The organism is Mesorhizobium sp. HAY1-8B (assembly GCF_056868045.1).
In genome coordinates this window covers 5,011,650-5,026,139 of sequence record NZ_CP200321.1, presented here as the reverse complement: position 1 = coordinate 5,026,139, position 14,490 = coordinate 5,011,650, and the positions used below count along the sequence as shown (strand labels likewise).

The 14,490-nt window shown below is 63.7% G+C and carries 14 protein-coding genes; 2 read left to right on the top strand and 12 right to left on the bottom strand.

Translation table 11 applies throughout. The annotated features are described in order from the left end of the window. Position 1: 1 nt before the first annotated feature. The 3 genes from AC1VON_RS24105 to AC1VON_RS24095 form a co-directional block, all read right to left on the bottom strand. Positions 2–832, bottom strand: a complete 831-nt coding sequence (locus tag AC1VON_RS24105) for a helix-turn-helix domain-containing protein (RefSeq protein ID WP_483125095.1) — start codon at positions 830–832, stop codon at positions 2–4. A 102-nt stretch (positions 833–934) separates the two neighbouring features. Beyond that, the gene (locus AC1VON_RS24100; RefSeq protein WP_080511798.1) at positions 935–1,105 is read right to left on the bottom strand and encodes a hypothetical protein; all 171 of its coding nucleotides are present in this window, start codon (positions 1,103–1,105) and stop codon (positions 935–937) included. Between the two features lie 52 nt (positions 1,106–1,157). Continuing rightward, positions 1,158–1,943: a TSUP family transporter gene (locus tag AC1VON_RS24095; protein WP_483125094.1), complete on the bottom strand. Its 786-nt coding sequence runs from the start codon at positions 1,941–1,943 to the stop codon at positions 1,158–1,160. 121 nt (positions 1,944–2,064) lie between these two features. Here AC1VON_RS24095 and AC1VON_RS24090 point away from each other — a divergent pair, with 121 nt between their 5' ends. Continuing rightward, on the top strand, positions 2,065–2,496 hold the full coding sequence (locus AC1VON_RS24090; protein WP_172350109.1) for a TerB family tellurite resistance protein: 432 nt from the start codon (positions 2,065–2,067) through the stop codon (positions 2,494–2,496). A 15-nt stretch (positions 2,497–2,511) separates the two neighbouring features. On the opposite strand, the gene AC1VON_RS24085 is transcribed toward AC1VON_RS24090, so the two are convergent. From AC1VON_RS24085 to AC1VON_RS24065, 5 genes are all read right to left on the bottom strand, one after another. Next, positions 2,512–4,134 carry an ABC transporter ATP-binding protein gene (locus AC1VON_RS24085; protein ID WP_483125093.1) on the bottom strand — a complete coding sequence of 541 codons (1,623 nt, stop codon included), beginning with the start codon at positions 4,132–4,134 and terminating at the stop codon, positions 2,512–2,514. Continuing rightward, on the bottom strand, positions 4,131–5,000 hold the full coding sequence (locus tag AC1VON_RS24080; RefSeq protein WP_483125092.1) for an ABC transporter permease: 870 nt from the start codon (positions 4,998–5,000) through the stop codon (positions 4,131–4,133). The genes AC1VON_RS24085 and AC1VON_RS24080 overlap by 4 nt, the downstream gene beginning before the upstream one ends. Further along, positions 4,997–5,944: an ABC transporter permease gene (locus AC1VON_RS24075; protein WP_483125091.1), complete on the bottom strand. Its 948-nt coding sequence runs from the start codon at positions 5,942–5,944 to the stop codon at positions 4,997–4,999. Before AC1VON_RS24075 ends, AC1VON_RS24080 begins: the two co-directional genes overlap by 4 nt. A 259-nt stretch (positions 5,945–6,203) precedes the next feature. Beyond that, on the bottom strand, positions 6,204–7,682 hold the full coding sequence (locus tag AC1VON_RS24070; RefSeq protein ID WP_483125090.1) for an ABC transporter substrate-binding protein: 1,479 nt from the start codon (positions 7,680–7,682) through the stop codon (positions 6,204–6,206). A 227-nt stretch (positions 7,683–7,909) separates the two neighbouring features. Then, positions 7,910–9,187 (bottom strand): acetylornithine deacetylase/succinyl-diaminopimelate desuccinylase family protein, encoded by a 1,278-nt coding sequence (locus tag AC1VON_RS24065; RefSeq protein WP_483125089.1) that lies wholly within the window; start codon positions 9,185–9,187, stop codon positions 7,910–7,912. A gap of 220 nt (positions 9,188–9,407) precedes the next feature. On the opposite strand from AC1VON_RS24065, the gene AC1VON_RS24060 reads away from it, so the two are divergent. Continuing rightward, the gene (locus AC1VON_RS24060) at positions 9,408–9,839 is read left to right on the top strand and encodes a L,D-transpeptidase (RefSeq protein ID WP_483125088.1); all 432 of its coding nucleotides are present in this window, start codon (positions 9,408–9,410) and stop codon (positions 9,837–9,839) included. Between the two features lie 66 nt (positions 9,840–9,905). Here AC1VON_RS24060 and AC1VON_RS24055 read toward each other — a convergent pair whose 3' ends face one another. From AC1VON_RS24055 to AC1VON_RS24040, 4 genes are read right to left on the bottom strand one after another with little or no spacing between them, the layout of a single operon-like run. Further along, the gene (locus AC1VON_RS24055; RefSeq protein ID WP_483125087.1) at positions 9,906–10,889 is read right to left on the bottom strand and encodes a lipid A biosynthesis lauroyl acyltransferase; all 984 of its coding nucleotides are present in this window, start codon (positions 10,887–10,889) and stop codon (positions 9,906–9,908) included. Between the two features lie 13 nt (positions 10,890–10,902). After that, positions 10,903–11,931, bottom strand: a complete 1,029-nt coding sequence (locus AC1VON_RS24050) for a zinc-binding dehydrogenase (RefSeq protein WP_483125086.1) — start codon at positions 11,929–11,931, stop codon at positions 10,903–10,905. A gap of 36 nt (positions 11,932–11,967) precedes the next feature. Beyond that, a complete protein-coding gene (locus tag AC1VON_RS24045; protein WP_172350118.1) occupies positions 11,968–13,245 on the bottom strand; it encodes a beta-ketoacyl-ACP synthase in 1,278 nt (425 codons plus the stop codon). Between the two features lie 51 nt (positions 13,246–13,296). Then, a complete protein-coding gene (locus tag AC1VON_RS24040; RefSeq protein WP_483125085.1) occupies positions 13,297–14,487 on the bottom strand; it encodes a beta-ketoacyl-ACP synthase in 1,191 nt (396 codons plus the stop codon). Between the last annotated feature and the right edge of the window lie 3 nt (positions 14,488–14,490).

Sequence of the window (14,490 nt, the reverse complement as noted above, 5' to 3'; positions counted from 1 at the left end):
GTTACCTGCCGACAAGTGCCGTCGGCGTCTCGCCGGCGAGGTCGCGGAATTCGCGCACCAGATGCGCCTGGTCGGCATAGCCGCAATCGGCGGCGATATCGGCCCAGTTCACCGTTTGCTGCCGCGACAGGCCAAGTGCCCGGTTGAAGCGGACGATGCGCGACAGCCTCTTGGGGCCGATGCCGGTTGCGTCGGAGAATTTTTCGGCGAGGTGTTTGCGGCTCCGGCCCAGCCGTTCAGCCAGCGATCCAATGCTGACCCGACCGCCTGATGCGATGATGCGGTCATAGGCCCAGGCGATTTCGAGCGGTGTTTCGGCGGCGTCGCCAAGACGGGCGATGACGAAAGCTTCGGCGAGGTCGAAACGCGACGCCCAGTCCGGCGCGTTGCCGAGCCGTTCGCGCAGCGCCAGGCCCTCGGCGCCCAGCACGTCGTCGAGGACGACCATGCTGTCGGTCAGTTCGCTCATCGGCAGGCGGAAGAAACGGCGTGCGCCAAGCGGCGTGAAGTTGATCTGCACGCAGCAGGCGGCGCCGAAGGATTCGATCATCACCGGTCCGGCAAAGAGGCCGGCGGCGAAACTGGCGAAGCGGTCATTGTCGCCGGGCGCCTTGCCGAGACCGATGGCGAAGGGTTCGGCGAAGCTGATCACCAGCGGCACGGTGAGCGAAGCGTATTCGACATTGCGGAAGTGACCTGGCGCCGTTTCGCGGTAGCCGCAAATGTCGGTGACGATCCCATCAAGCGCCGGATCGGGAAGGCGCCGGCGCATCTCGAAGCGCCCCGCGATGGAGCGGTCCTGTTCCTTCCGGCGCTGCATCTCGATCGGCATCGGCCATCCTTCTGCCGAGATGAGCCTATCAGCCGTGCGCCGGAATCAAAAGCGCCCGGCTTTGGACCGGGCGCTCTTTGTCCCCACTTCAGGGGAACTTTGTCAGGCGCCGCGCATCAGGCAGCCGGCGGCGAGCACGATGTAGGCAATCAGAACGATCCACACCGATGCGAGCGGGATAAAGGCGAGAACGCCAAGGGCGGCAAGAATGCCGATGATGGCGATGACAAGAGAAATTATGAAAACAATCTGAGTAGGCGCGCTGAGGTTCATGTCCGGGCTCCTGCAACATGATTCGAACAACGGCATAGTAACAGGCGCGTGATCACACACCAATCATGACACGCAGCGGGTTGGCCGGGTCGGCCAGCAGTTTCACCGCCAGGGCGAGGCAGACGACCACCAGCAGCGGCTTGATCAGTCTGGCGCCGACGCGCATGGCAAGGCTCGCACCGACGCGGGCGCCGAGGAACTGGGCAACGCCCATCATCAGCCCGATCTTCCAGGAGATAACGCCGACAGCGGCGAAGACGATGAAGCCGCCGATATTGGAAGCGAAGTTGAGCAGCTTCGTATGTGCCGTTGCCTTGAGCACGCCGTAGCCGGCAAGAGCGACGAAGGCCAGCATGTAGAAGGAACCGGCGCCGGGGCCGAACAGGCCGTCATAGAAGCCGATTGCCGGCACCAGGGTCAGTCCGAACAGGAAGGGCGACAGGCGCTCGGCCCGGTCGACATCGTTCATGTTGGGCTTGAGCGCGAAATAGAGTGCGATGGCGATCAGCACCAGCGGCAACAGGGCGCGCAACAGGGCGCCCGGAACAATGGTGGCCAGCAAGGCGCCAATGACACCCCCAGCGACCGCCAGCAGGGCCGACGGCAATTGTCGGCGCAAGTCGACATGACCCTTGGAGGCATAGTGGATCGTCGCCGATCCGGAGCCGAACATACCTTGCAACTTGTTGGTCCCAAGCGCTTCGACCGGAGAGAACCCGGCAAGCAGCAGTGCGGGTATGGTGATCAGCCCGCCGCCACCGGCAATCGAGTCCACAAAGCCCGCCGCAAAGGCGGCCAAGGCGAGCATGGCGACGGTCTGGGTGGTGAGATCGATCATCTGATGTGTGGAGATGTCCGGTAGACTGGAGATAGCGGGGCGTTCGACCACGACAGCCCAGTTTGCGCAAGGCCGATTCCGCGCTAACTCTATTGAAGAGGAATCGGAAAGGGGCCGCCCCATGGCATTCGCATTGCTGGACCAGATACGCTCGATCTTCGACGGCGACCCGGGTGTGCGCAAGGTCGCGGACGATCCGGTGCTGTCGGCCGAACTTCTGATGCTTTTCCGCATGATCCTGGCCGACGGGACGGTCAGCGAGAGCGAGATGGTTGCCTTCCGGCGCATCTGCAAAGAGGCGTTCGGCATTGCCGAGACCAGTATCGATAGCGTCGTCGAATATCTCAACGAGTTCGGCTACGAGACCAACGGCTCGCAGGCGATCGCGCTGTTTCGCGATCTCGACGTCGAGCGGCGCAAGCAATTGGCTCGGCACATGGCGGAGATCGCCAAGGCGGATTCGCAACTGGCCGAGACAGAGGTGCGCCTCTTGCGCCGCACGCTCGACCTGCTCGACATCAGCCCGGTCGATGTGGTGAAGCCGGAAGAATAGGGGCTGTCATCCCGCTCACCCTTGCTCTTGCATCTTCCGAGCGATCGCCCGGTGTAAATCGGGAGCCGCGGTGACCAGCTCCCTGGCGGCCTCGGACTGCGGATGGTCCAGCACCTCGCTCGTCTTGCCGCGCTCGACGATCTTGCCTTCATGCATCACCAGCACCTCGTCGGTGATGGCACGGGCGACGGTCAGGTCATGGGTGATGAAGAGGTAGGCGATGCCGAGCTTTTGGTTGAGCTCGGCGAACAGATCTAGGATCTGGGCGCGGATCGAGACGTCGAGCGCCGAGACCGGCTCGTCGGCGACGACCAGCTTGGGGCGGGTGATGATGGCGCGGGCAATCGACAGGCGCTGGCGCTGGCCGCCGGAGAACTCGTGCGGGTACTTCTCCATGTCGCGCTGGTCGAGGCCGACCTCGTGCACCGCATGCGCCACCATCTCGCGGCGCTCGGCGCGCGTCGGTTTGTTCTCGAGCACATGCAAGGGTTCCGAGACCAGTTTTTTGACCTTCTGGCGCGGGTCGAAGGAGCTGTAGGGATCCTGGAAGACAACCTGCATGTCACGCCGGGCCGGCTTCAACTCGGCTTCGCTCTTGCCGGTGATCGCTTCGCCGCGAAACCGGATCGTGCCTGAACTCGGCCGGTCCAGCGCCAGGATCATGCGCGCGAGCGTCGACTTGCCGCAGCCGGAGCGGCCGACCAGCGCCACAGACTGGCCTGGCGTCATCGACAGCGAGACGTCGTCGACGGCGCGGATGTCAGGCGCGCGGCGGAACAGCGAGGCGCGGCGGCCGCGATAGTCGCGGGTTACACCTTCGACCTGGAGCAGGGGCTTGCCCTGGCTGGCGTCATGTCGTCCGGCGCGTGCCGGCACATGCATCGAGGCTTGCGCCAGCTGGCGCGTGTAGGGGTGGAGTTGTTCGGACAGCGTGCGCGCGGTGTCTCCGGCCTCCATCACCTCGCCGCGGCGCAGGATGGTGATGCGGTCGGCCATCTCGGTCACCACGGCGAGGTCGTGCGAAATCAGCAGCAGGCCCATGCGGCTCTCCGCGACGAGGTCACGCAGAAGGTCCAGGATCTGCGCCTGCAGCACGACGTCGAGCGCCGTCGTCGGCTCGTCGGCGATCAGCAGTTTCGGTTTCAAGGCGCAGGCGATGGCGATGACGACACGCTGGCGCTGGCCGCCGGACAGTTCATGCGGATAGCGCGACATCGGGAATTTTGCCGAGGGCAGACCGACCCGGTCGAGCATTTTTCGCGCCCGCTCCTCGGCTTGCGCGCGTGTCGCCTTGGTGTGCCAGCGAATGCCCTCGGCTACCTGTTCGCCGATGGTCTTGACCGGGTTCAGCGCCGTCATAGGCTCCTGGAAAACCATGCCGATATCGTCGCCGCGCAGCGCGCACATCTGGTCCTCGCTTGCCGCCAGGATATCGATGCCGTCGAACGAGACGCGCCCGGTGGCGCGCGCTGCATGGGGAAGAAGCCGCATCATCGTCAGCGCGGTCATCGATTTGCCGGAGCCGGATTCGCCAACCAGCCCCATGACCTCGCCGGGCGCGACGGAAAGCTCCATGTCTTTCAGGATCTGGGTGTCGCCGATGGACAACGACAGGTTCTGGATCTCCAGCAGGCTCATCGCTGCCGCCGCGATTTCGGGTCGAGAATATCGGCGATGCCGTCGCCCAGAAGATTGAGCCCAAGCACGGTGATGACGATCGCCATGCCGGGGAAGATCGCCATCCAGGGCGCCACCACCATGCGGGTCTGGGCGTCGAACAGCATGCGGCCCCAACTTGGCATTGGCGGTTGTGCGCCGAGGCCGAGATAGGAAAGCCCCGCCTCGGCCAGGATACCCAGCGCGAACTGGATGGTGCCCTGGACCAGCAGCAGCGTGGCGATGTTGGGCAGCACATGTTCGACGGTGATCTGCGTGCTGCTCTTGCCCGCTGCGCGCGCGGCAAGGATGAATTCGCGCGGCCAGATCGCCAGCGCACCGGCGCGGGCGACGCGGGCAAAGACCGGGATGTTGAAGATGCCGATGGCGATGATGGCGTTGACGGCGCCCGGCCCGAAGATGGCGGTGATCATGATGGCCGACAGCAGCGCGGGAAAGGCGAAGACCAGATCGTTGACGCGCATCAGCGCCTCGTCGATCAAGCCGCCGCGTGCCGCGGCAAAGGCGCCGAGCGGCACGCCGATGCTCATGCCGATGCCGACCGCGACCAGCGCCACGGCGATCGAATTGCGGGCGCCAACCATGATCATCGACAGGATGTCGCGGCCGAAATGGTCGGTGCCGAACCAATGGGCCGGCGAAGGTCCTTGCGTCTTGTCCGCAATGATCAGCTTCGTCACATCGTAAGGCGTCCAGACATAGGAGATTATAGCCATCGCCAGGATCAGCACGGTGATGACGAAGCCGGTGACGAAAGCCGTGTTTCGGAACGCCTTGGCCAGAATGGAGCTGAATGTCTCCTCGGGGATATCGATGTGCAAGGTCATTGCAGGCCTCTCAGGCGCGGATCGACTACCGCGTAGGAAAGGTCGACAACGAGGTTGACGGCAATGACAGCGGCAACCAGCAGCATGACGACGCTTTCGACGACGATCAGGTCGCGCTGGGTAATCGCCTGGAACACCAGCCGGCCGAGGCCCGGGAGATAGAACACATTCTCGATGACAATGGTGCCGGCGAGCAGGAAGGCGAATTGCAGGCCAAGGATGGTCAGCACCGGGATCATGGCGTTGCGCAGCGCGTGCCGCCACAGCACGGCGCGGTAGGGCAGGCCCTTGGCGCGGGCGGTGCGGATATAGTCCTCGTTCAGCACCTCGATCAATGCCGAGCGGGTGACGCGCGCCAGGATCGCTGCTTGCGGCAGCGCAAGGGCGACCGCCGGCAGCAGCAGCGATTTCAGCGCAGGCCAGATACCGGCTCCCCAGCCGGGAAACCCGCCGGCCGGCACCAGCCGCAGCCAGACGGCGAAGACATAGATCAGCATCAGCGCGAACCAGAAATTGGGCACGGCGACGCCAAGCTGCGCCGCGCCCATGGAAATCGTGTCACCGGCGCGGCCGCGCCGGCTGGCGGAAAACAGGCCGACCGGAATGGCGATGAGGGTGGAGAGCGCGAGCGCGATCAGCGCCAGCGGCAGTGAGACGGCCAAGCGTTCGCGCACGAGGTCGATGACCGGCACCGAATAGGTGTAGGAGCGGCCGAAATCGAGGCTGAGCAGGCCGCCGGCCCAGTGAAGGTAACGCCAAGCCAGCGGCGCGTTGAGACCCAGCTGGTTGCGAAGAAGCTCCACCTGGTCGGCGCTCGCATTCATGCCCAGCATCAGCCGCGCCGGATCGCCGGGCAGGATTTCCAGCACCGCGAACACCACGATGGAAGCCAGCACCAGCGTGGCGAGGGAGATGGCCAGGCGCTTGAGGAGATAGGTGGTCATGGATGTTGCACGACGACAGTAGCGTCGTCATCCTGGGGTGAGGCAGGAGCGAAGCGACGTCGCGAAGACCCCAGGATCCATGCCGTGACAGAGATCAAAGAGCGCGACGGTCCAAAACCAGCGTCGCCTCCTTCTGTCTTCACTGCTAAGTCTCCCAATTCTGCACCGCGGGGGCGCTCGCAAGTCACGGAATGGATCCTAGGGTCTGCGCAGCCGCTGCGCGCCTGCTTCGCCCTAGGATGACGAAGCCGAGAGAGCCTCACTCGCTCCACTTCACCTTGGTCAGGTCGTTGGCGGGGATCGGGGCGTTTTCCCACAAGCCTTGCAGCTTGGCGTCCCAGACCCCGACCTTGGGCAGTTCGTAGAGGAAGCCGACCACGGCATCGTCGGCCAGGATCTTTTGCGCCTCGGCATACAATTCCTTGCGCTTGGCCTCGTCGGACGTCAGCTCCAGATCGGCAATGACCTTGTTGAAGGCGGGGTTGTCGTAGTTGAAGTAGTAGTCCTTGCGCGCGTAGATATCGATGTCGTTCGGCTCGGTATGGGAGACGATGGTCAGGTCGTAGTCTTTCTTGGTGAACACCTGGTCCAGCCACTGCGCCCACTCGACGGGGATAATTTCCAGGTTGATGCCGACATCGCGGAGCTGCGAGGCGATGATCTCGCCGCCGAGCCGCGCATAGGTCGTCGGCGGTAGCTTCAACGTGGCCTTGAGGCCGTTCTCCAGTCCCGCCTCCTTGAGGAGTTCCTTGGCCTTGGCCACGTCGTGCGGATAGCGGCCGGTCAGGTCGACATAATATTTGTTAGCTGGCGACATATGCGAGCCGATTGGCAGGCCGAGCCCGGCCGAGGCTCCGTCGATGATCGCCTTGCGATCGAGCGCGTAGGAGATCGCCTGCCTGACCTGCAGCTTGTCGAAGGGTGGCTTCTTGTTGTTGATGGACAGGATGGTCTCGCCTTCGGTCGCGCCGACAACAACCTTGAAGCGGGGATCATCCTTGACCTGGGAAACGCTGTCGGGATCGAAGAAGGGGAAAGCCTGTATGTCGCCGGAAAGCAGGGCTGGCACCGCGGCCGCGGCATCGGGAACGATGCGGAACTCGACCTTTTCGAGGAAAGCGGGGGTGCCCCAGTAATGATCTGATTTCACCAGGGTGATCGATGAGCCCTTGGCCCAGCTTTGGAATTTGAAGGGGCCGGTGCCAACGGGCTTTTCCTTGTTGGTGTCGGCGGATTTCGACGACACGATCACCGCATCGCCCCAGCCCATATTGTAGAGGAACGAGCCTTGCGGGTGGGTGAGCGTCACCTTCACGGTGGCGGGGTCGACAACTTCGACCTTGTCGATGGCGGCAAAGAGCTGCTTTTGCGCGTTGACGGAGTTTTCCGCGCGGGCACGGTCGAGCGAGAACTTCACGTCGTCGGCGCTGAAATCGGTGCCGTCGTGGAATTTCACGCCGGTGTGCAGCTTGAAGGTGTAGACCTTGCCGTCATCGGAAATGGCCCAGCTTTCGGCGAGATCCGGCAGAACCTCGCCATTCGGGCCGATCCGGGTCAGGCCCTCGAACACATTGGCGTAGGTGACCTCCCGGATAGCCGCGGCCGCTCCCGCCGTCGGGTCGAGATGCGGGGGTTCAAGCGGAATGCCGATGACAAGATCGGTCCGGGCGGCAAACGCCGAAGTGGCGGTTGCGACCGCCAGCACGGCAGCGGCCAGAAGGGTCTTCCACAGTTTCATCGCTGAACTCCCCATGTGCTCGAATGCTCAAGCCTAAAGCGCGTCGCGTTGAAACGGATCCATGCGAGGCGCTTTAGGTCCTTGTTTTTATGCATGTCGTCCTCCCAAAACCGAGGTCACTTTTGGGCGACATCCATTAGGGATAGAAGCGTGATTTCGCGCGGGAGTAAATTGCGTTTCGTGCTGTCGCGCCGCGTCAGGAGAAATGTTTTTTCGCCGCGGGCCGATCATCCGATTGTGCCGCGCAGCAGCACGTTGAGCCCGATCGCCATCACCTTGGCCGATTCCACCATATCCTCTATGCCGACCCACTCGTCCGGCCGGTGGGCGAGGTCGAGAATGCCCGGTCCATAGGCGATGCAGTCGTAGATATGGCCGATGCGGGCAATGTGCTTCTGGTCGTACGTGCCGGGCGAGATGACGTAGTCGGGCTCGCGGTCGAAGATCGCGTGAATGCCTTGCGCCACGGCCTTGACCACCGGCGCGTCGCGCTCGGTCATCAACGGCAGTACTTCCATCAGGTCGCGGATCTCGTAGTCGAATTTCTTGCGCTCGCGCTTCAGCCGCTCGAGAATGCCGGTCACTTCGCCCTTGACCGTGGCGAGATCTTCCTCGAGCAGGAAGCGGCGGTCGATGGTCAGCCGGCAGGAATCGGGCACGTTGGGCGAGGGCAGGCCGGGCCGGAAATCCTCGGTCTGGCCGCCATGGATGGAATTGATGTTCATGGTCGAGCGCCTGGCGCCTTCGGGCACGACCGGCATGCGCGTCACCTTGCGGTCGAGCGCCGGGAATAGTTCGTCCTCGAAAGCTCTCAGCACGGCACCCATATGGCGCACCGCATTGTCGCCGAGAAACGGCATCGAGCCATGCGCGATCTCCCCCTTGGTCTCGATCTCCGCCCACCAGACGCCGCGGTGGCCAAGGCAGATGCGGTCCTTGTTCAGCGGCTCGGGGATGATGACGTGGTCGACCCTGGGCTTGGAGAAATAGCCGAGGCCGGCCAAATGGGCGACACCGCCGAAGCCGCCGGATTCCTCGTCGACCGTGCCGGATATTTCAATGGCGCCGGGGAAGTCTGGATAGGCGTCCATGAAGGCTTCGACAGCGATGATCGACGCGGCCAGGCCGCCCTTCATGTCGCAGGCGCCGCGTCCATAGACCTTGCCGTCCTTGACGACGCCGGCAAACGGATCGACGGTCCAGCCGTCGCCAGCCTCGACGACGTCGATATGCGAGTTGAAGTGGACGCAGGCACCGGGTGATCGGCCGTCGAAACGGGCCACGACATTGACACGCGGGTAGCGGTCGGTATCGCCGGGCGTGCCTTCGGCGCGGATGAATTCGGTTTCAAAACCACGCTTCCTCAGCCGCGCGCCAAGATATTCGGCGCATGGCCGGTAGGCTTCGCCCGGTGGGTTGATGGTCGGAAAACGGATGAGGTCGGCGGTCAGCGCGACGACATCGTCGCGCCTGTCATCGATTGCTTGCAGGAGTTGATCGTTCATCGGGAGAGTTGAGCAGCGTTCGGTGTTGCATTGCAAGCCCGCCGGGTATCAAGCCGGCGTGACGTGTCGTTGCGGCAACTATCGCGGGAAATCGTTCAAATTCGCTGTTTTGGATTGGGGAATTGATCAAGGAGTATGTGTTAGCTGTTCACTGCCATTAAAAAGGTGAAAAACAACGTGATGGCAAGCAGGCAAGGGGCAATCAAAGGGGTTTGATCGCATGAAGAAGTTCTTTCTCGTGGCAGCTGCGATGTTGGCAACCGCGCTGTTTGGTACGCCGTCCGCAAGTTACGCGGCGATGTTGGAAGCGAAGATCGACGTGTCGTCGCAGACGATGACGGTGCGGTACGGGTCGGAGGTCTATCGCTGGGCCGTGTCGACCGCCCGCTCGGGTTACTTCACCCCGCGTGGCACATATCGGCCGCAGCGAACCGCCAAGATGTGGTATTCGCGCAAATACGACATGTCGCCGATGCCTTATTCGGTGTTCTTCCATGGTGGCTATGCCATCCATGGGACGGGCGCTGTCAGGCAACTCGGCCGTCCGGCCTCGCATGGCTGCGTGCGGCTGCACACGTCCAATGCCGCGGCTTTCTATTCGATGGTGCGGGAAGTGGGCTTCGGCAACACGCGCATTGTCGTTACGAACTGAAACGTCGCGGATTCGCCGTGGCATCAATGGCTGGCGTAGAAGTCGCTTTCTCGCCAGCAGCTTGAGCTAGGCGCTCGCGGCAGGAGCTGGCTTCGGCCGCTTTTTGCGCCGCCAGTTGCTGATTTCCCACCTTTTGTGAAACCACATCCACTGGCCGGGATCCTCGCGCACCCAGCGCTCGACCACATCGTTCAGCATCTGGGTGGTGGCGTGGACGTCGACGCTGCCGTCAGCGGTGCGCGGCAGGACCAGCTTGTCCTCGATCTCGAGCCGGAAACGGTTGCCTGGCAACCTGATGCAACGCGCCGGATAGACGTCGCAGTCGTAGTGGCGGGCAAGGGTGCCGAGCACCCGGTTGCTTTGGCAGGGGCGGCCGAAGAATGTCGTCTCCAGGCCGTTGGAGAATTTCTGGTCGACAAGGACACCGATATTGCCGCCGTTTTCCAACACAGACGCCAGGGCAAACGAGGCTCCCGCCATCGACGGCAGCAGCGCCCCCATGGTCGAACGCCGCGTCGAAAGGATGTAGTCGGCGAGGTATGGGTTGTTTGGCGGGCGAAACAGCGCCGTGATGTTCATGCCGAAAGTGGCCGCCGCCACCGGCAGCAGTTCGAAATTGCCGAGATGGCCGGTGAAGACGATATGCGGCTGCTTCTCCGCGGCGATCTCGACGAAATGTTCTACGCCCTTGACCTCGACGCGGCCGGGCTTGCTGGCAGCCGGGTCATAGTCGAACAGGGCGTCGAGGAAGATGTATTCGGCGGCGAGGCGGGCCATGTTGCCCCACATGTCGGAGGCGATGGCCTGGATTTCGTCCTCGCTCTTTTCCGGATAGGCGTTGCGCAGATTATCGACGGCGACCTGATGGCGCCCGACCCGGGGGCCAATGAGGCGCGCGACCCGGTCGGCGAAATTCAATGCGCTGTCGACCGGCAGCAGGCGCAGCACCGAAAGGATGATCATCGCCGCACGCGCAACCAGCCAGTAGTTCGCCTGGCGCAACTGCCGACCGTAGCGAAATCTGAGGTCGCGGCGAAACTTCTTGAGCACCGAGGTCAAGGCCCTAGGCGACGCGCAGGATGATCTTGCCGAAGACGTCGCGACCTTCCATGCGCTTCAGCGCGGCGTCGATATCGTCGAATCCGACCTCGGTGTCGATGACCGGTGCGACCTGTCCCGCCGCCATTTTCTGCATGGCGTTGGCCATGTTCTCCATTCGGCAACCGAAGGATCCGAGCAGCTTCAGCTGCTGCTGGAACAGCTGCATCAGGTTGATCTGCGTCGACACGCCGGAGGTCGAGCCGCAGGTCACCAGGCGGCCGCCGCGCTTCAGGCACAGCATCGAGCCGGCAAAGGTGTCGGCGCCGACATGTTCGAACACGACGTCGACGCCCTTCTTCTTCGTAAGCTTGCGCACGACGCCTTCGAAGCGGTCGTCGCGATAGTTGATGACATGGTCGGCGCCGAGCGCCTTGGCCTTGTCAATCTTGTCGTTCGAGCCGACCGTGGTGATGATGGTGCAACCCATCCGCTTGGCGAGCTGGATGGCAGCCGAGCCGATGCCGGAGCCGCCGGCATGGACGAGGATGGTTTCACCCGGCTGAAGCTTGGCGTTGTCGAACAGCATGTGCTCGACCGTGCCGAAGGTGACAGGCGCCACCGCGGCGCCAATGTCGGTCACGCCGGGTGGGGCCGGCACCAGCAGGCGTGCGGGCAGGTTGATCTTTTCCTGCGCGAAGCCGTCGAGATGGAAACCGTGAACGCCGGAAACATGTTCGCACAGATTGTCGCGGCCTTCGCGGCAGGCGCGACAAAGGCCGCAGGTGCGCGCGCCATAGATCGACACCAATTGTCCGGGCAGCAGGCTGGAAACGCCGGGGCCGACCGCCTCGACCTCGCCGGAGGCTTCAGCGCCGACGACCAGCGGCAGCTTGCGCTTGGCGAAGGCCATGCCGCGCCAGCCCCAGACGTCGATATGGTTCAACGCCACCGCCTTCACGCGCAACGTGACTTCGCCGAGTGGGGGCGGCGGGGGAGGCGGCAGGTCCACCGTCTCAAGACGCCGGTCCTCGATAAGTTGCAATGCGCGCATTGGGCCTGTCGGTTCTGTAGGGCTGAAAAAGGTCGCTTAGACCGGTTCCCGTGCCATGACAAGGCAAGTGTTCTGGCCGCCGAAGCCGAAGGAGTTCGACAAAACGCTGCGAACCTCGGCGTTGCGCTTCTTGTTGGGCACCACGTCGAGCACGATCGCCGGGTCGGGATTGTCGTAGTTGATGGTCGGCGGGATGACGCTTTCGCGCATGGTCATCAGCGAGAATGCCGCCTCGACGGCGCCAGCCGCCGACAGCGTGTGGCCGATCATCGACTTGTTGGACGAAACCGGCATGGAGCTTATGCGCTCGCCGAATACGGTCGACAGCGCCAGATGTTCCATCTTGTCGTTCTCGGGGGTCGACGTGCCGTGGGCGTTGACATAGTCGATCTCGTCTTCACTCAGGCCGGCATCGGCGAGGGCGGCGCGAACCGCGGCGATGGCGGGCGAAGCGTCCGGCTTCGAGCGGGTGCGGTGGAAGTCGTCGGCCTTCTCGCCGCAACCGCTGAGGACGCCAAGAACGGTCGCGCCGCGAGCCAGTGCCGCCTCAAGCGATTCCAATACCAGCGCCCCGGATCCCTCGGCCAATACGAAGCCGTCGCGATCCCTGGAAAAAGGCTTCGATGCCTTTTCGGGAATGTCGTTGTGCGTGGAGAGCGCCGAAAGCAATGAGAAGCGGATCAATGCCTCGGCGGTGGCAGAACCGTCCGCGCCGATCGATAGCGCACGGTCGCATTCGCCGCGTCGGATCGCCTCGACACCGAGCTGGATCGCGGTGGCACCTGAAGCGCAAGCCGTCGACAGGGTGATCGGCAGACCGCGTGTGCCAAGGCGGTCGGCAAGGCGGTCGGCGATCGAACCGAACTGGGTGGTCTCGAAAATATCCAGCTCTTTCAAGCTACGCGCCACCCGAAGCAGTCTTTCGGCGGCGGTGTCATCCTTGTCCTTGTCAGAATTGTAGAGCGAGAAGCGCTCGGCCCAGTCGAGTTCGACCGGCGGCGATGCTAGGAAAAGCGGTCCACCGAAGTCGCTGGAATCAAGACCGGCTTCGGTCACCGCTTCGAGGCCCGCAAGCTCGGCCAGCTCATAGGTGAGCGGACTGGCACCTTTCGAACTCGACGGCAGGAAATCGACCATGCCGGAGATGCGGGTATTCAGTTGATCGATGGGAAAGCGGGTGATCGGGTGGATGCCCGACTTGCCGGACGTCAACGCCGCCCAATTGTCGGTCTTGCCGACGCCAAGCGAGGTGACCACGCCGATGCCGGTGACGGCGACGATTGGCCTGCCCATGTGATCGTTCAGATTGGCCATCCGGGAGCCCTCGAGCGTTTATCGTTGCAGCATGGATCGCGGAGCGCCGCGTTACGCGGCGTTGACCAGCGCCATGCCCTCGAATTGGTGATAGCCGATCGCCGTTGCAAGGACCGTCGTGGGAACGCCTTCGAACGGCTTCTCGGCTGCGGCATCGAAAATAGGGTAGGCGGCCCTGCGGTCGACGGCGAGTGCCGCCAGCGCCACCGCGAAAGGAAACTGCGCTTCCTTCATGTGTCCGGTCAGCGTCGAGAAGCCGCGCGTGGCAATCGCCGGATTGGCATCGAGCACCGCCTTCTCGGCGGTGGTTGCGGCATGCGCGCCCGAGGCGCCCGACAAGGCAAGCAGCTTGCCGTTCGGCAGCGCCGCCTGGCTGAGTAATGCTGCGATCTCGGCGCCGAGCTCTCCGCGCGAGCGCCTGGCGCGGCCGGAAACCACCGGTCCGAGCTCGGCGTAGATCTTGCGCCCGCGGCTCACGGCGTGTTCGCGCTGCTCCAGCACCAGGAAGGCACCGCCGGATCCAGTGACGATGCCGCCCCCCTCGGCGCCCTGTCTTTGCCACACAGGTTTCCAGGGGCCGCGATGCAAATAGCCGGCCAGCTCGTAACCGAGCAGCATGTCGGAATGTTCGGTCTGGAAGGCGCCGCCGACCAGGATGTGCGTCGACTGGCCGGAACGGATGCGCGCGGCGGCCGTTTCGACGGCGGCGACGCCGGCACCTTCCTCGCCCATGAAGGTGCGCGACGAGCCCGTCACCTTGTGGACGATGGAGATGTTGCCGGCGAGCAGGTTGGAAAGCTGCGCCAAAAACAGGGTCGGCCGCAACTCGGTGGTCAGCTTCTCATTGAGCAGCACGTCGCGGTCGTTGCGGCTCTCGGATGCGGCGAGAATGGCGGCATCGACTGCCTCGTCGCGCTCGCCGCCGCCGGCGGCCACCACCATGTCCATGGTCGTGCAGAGCTCATCATTGCCTTTGATGCCGGCGTCGTCGAGCGCAAGCCCGGCGGCATAGGTGCCGAGCCGCTGCCATGTTTCCATCTGCCGCTGGTCGCCGCGCTTGGCGATCTGCAGGTTCCAGTCGATCTCCGGCAGCGGATGGACGGTGTAGGGCGCAAAGCGAGCGGCTTCGAGCACCGGCTGCAGGCCCGGCTGCGCCAGCTTCTGCCAGTGGGCGTCAGGACCTTCTCCCAGCGAGGAGACAAGGCCGATACCAGTGATGACGACGTCGCGGGGGCTGCTCATGGG

Coding starts and splice junctions, on each gene's coding strand:
- AC1VON_RS24105 (WP_483125095.1), bottom strand. CDS start 832: ATGCCGATCGAGATGCAGCGCCGGAAGGAACAGGACCGCTCCATCGCG.
- AC1VON_RS24100 (WP_080511798.1), bottom strand. CDS start 1,105: ATGAACCTCAGCGCGCCTACTCAGATTGTTTTCATAATTTCTCTTGTC.
- AC1VON_RS24095 (WP_483125094.1), bottom strand. CDS start 1,943: ATGATCGATCTCACCACCCAGACCGTCGCCATGCTCGCCTTGGCCGCC.
- AC1VON_RS24090 (WP_172350109.1), top strand. CDS start 2,065: ATGGCATTCGCATTGCTGGACCAGATACGCTCGATCTTCGACGGCGAC.
- AC1VON_RS24085 (WP_483125093.1), bottom strand. CDS start 4,134: ATGAGCCTGCTGGAGATCCAGAACCTGTCGTTGTCCATCGGCGACACC.
- AC1VON_RS24080 (WP_483125092.1), bottom strand. CDS start 5,000: ATGACCTTGCACATCGATATCCCCGAGGAGACATTCAGCTCCATTCTG.
- AC1VON_RS24075 (WP_483125091.1), bottom strand. CDS start 5,944: ATGACCACCTATCTCCTCAAGCGCCTGGCCATCTCCCTCGCCACGCTG.
- AC1VON_RS24070 (WP_483125090.1), bottom strand. CDS start 7,682: ATGAAACTGTGGAAGACCCTTCTGGCCGCTGCCGTGCTGGCGGTCGCA.
- AC1VON_RS24065 (WP_483125089.1), bottom strand. CDS start 9,187: ATGAACGATCAACTCCTGCAAGCAATCGATGACAGGCGCGACGATGTC.
- AC1VON_RS24060 (WP_483125088.1), top strand. CDS start 9,408: ATGAAGAAGTTCTTTCTCGTGGCAGCTGCGATGTTGGCAACCGCGCTG.
- AC1VON_RS24050 (WP_483125086.1), bottom strand. CDS start 11,931: ATGCGCGCATTGCAACTTATCGAGGACCGGCGTCTTGAGACGGTGGAC.
- AC1VON_RS24045 (WP_172350118.1), bottom strand. CDS start 13,245: ATGGCCAATCTGAACGATCACATGGGCAGGCCAATCGTCGCCGTCACC.
- AC1VON_RS24040 (WP_483125085.1), bottom strand. CDS start 14,487: ATGAGCAGCCCCCGCGACGTCGTCATCACTGGTATCGGCCTTGTCTCC.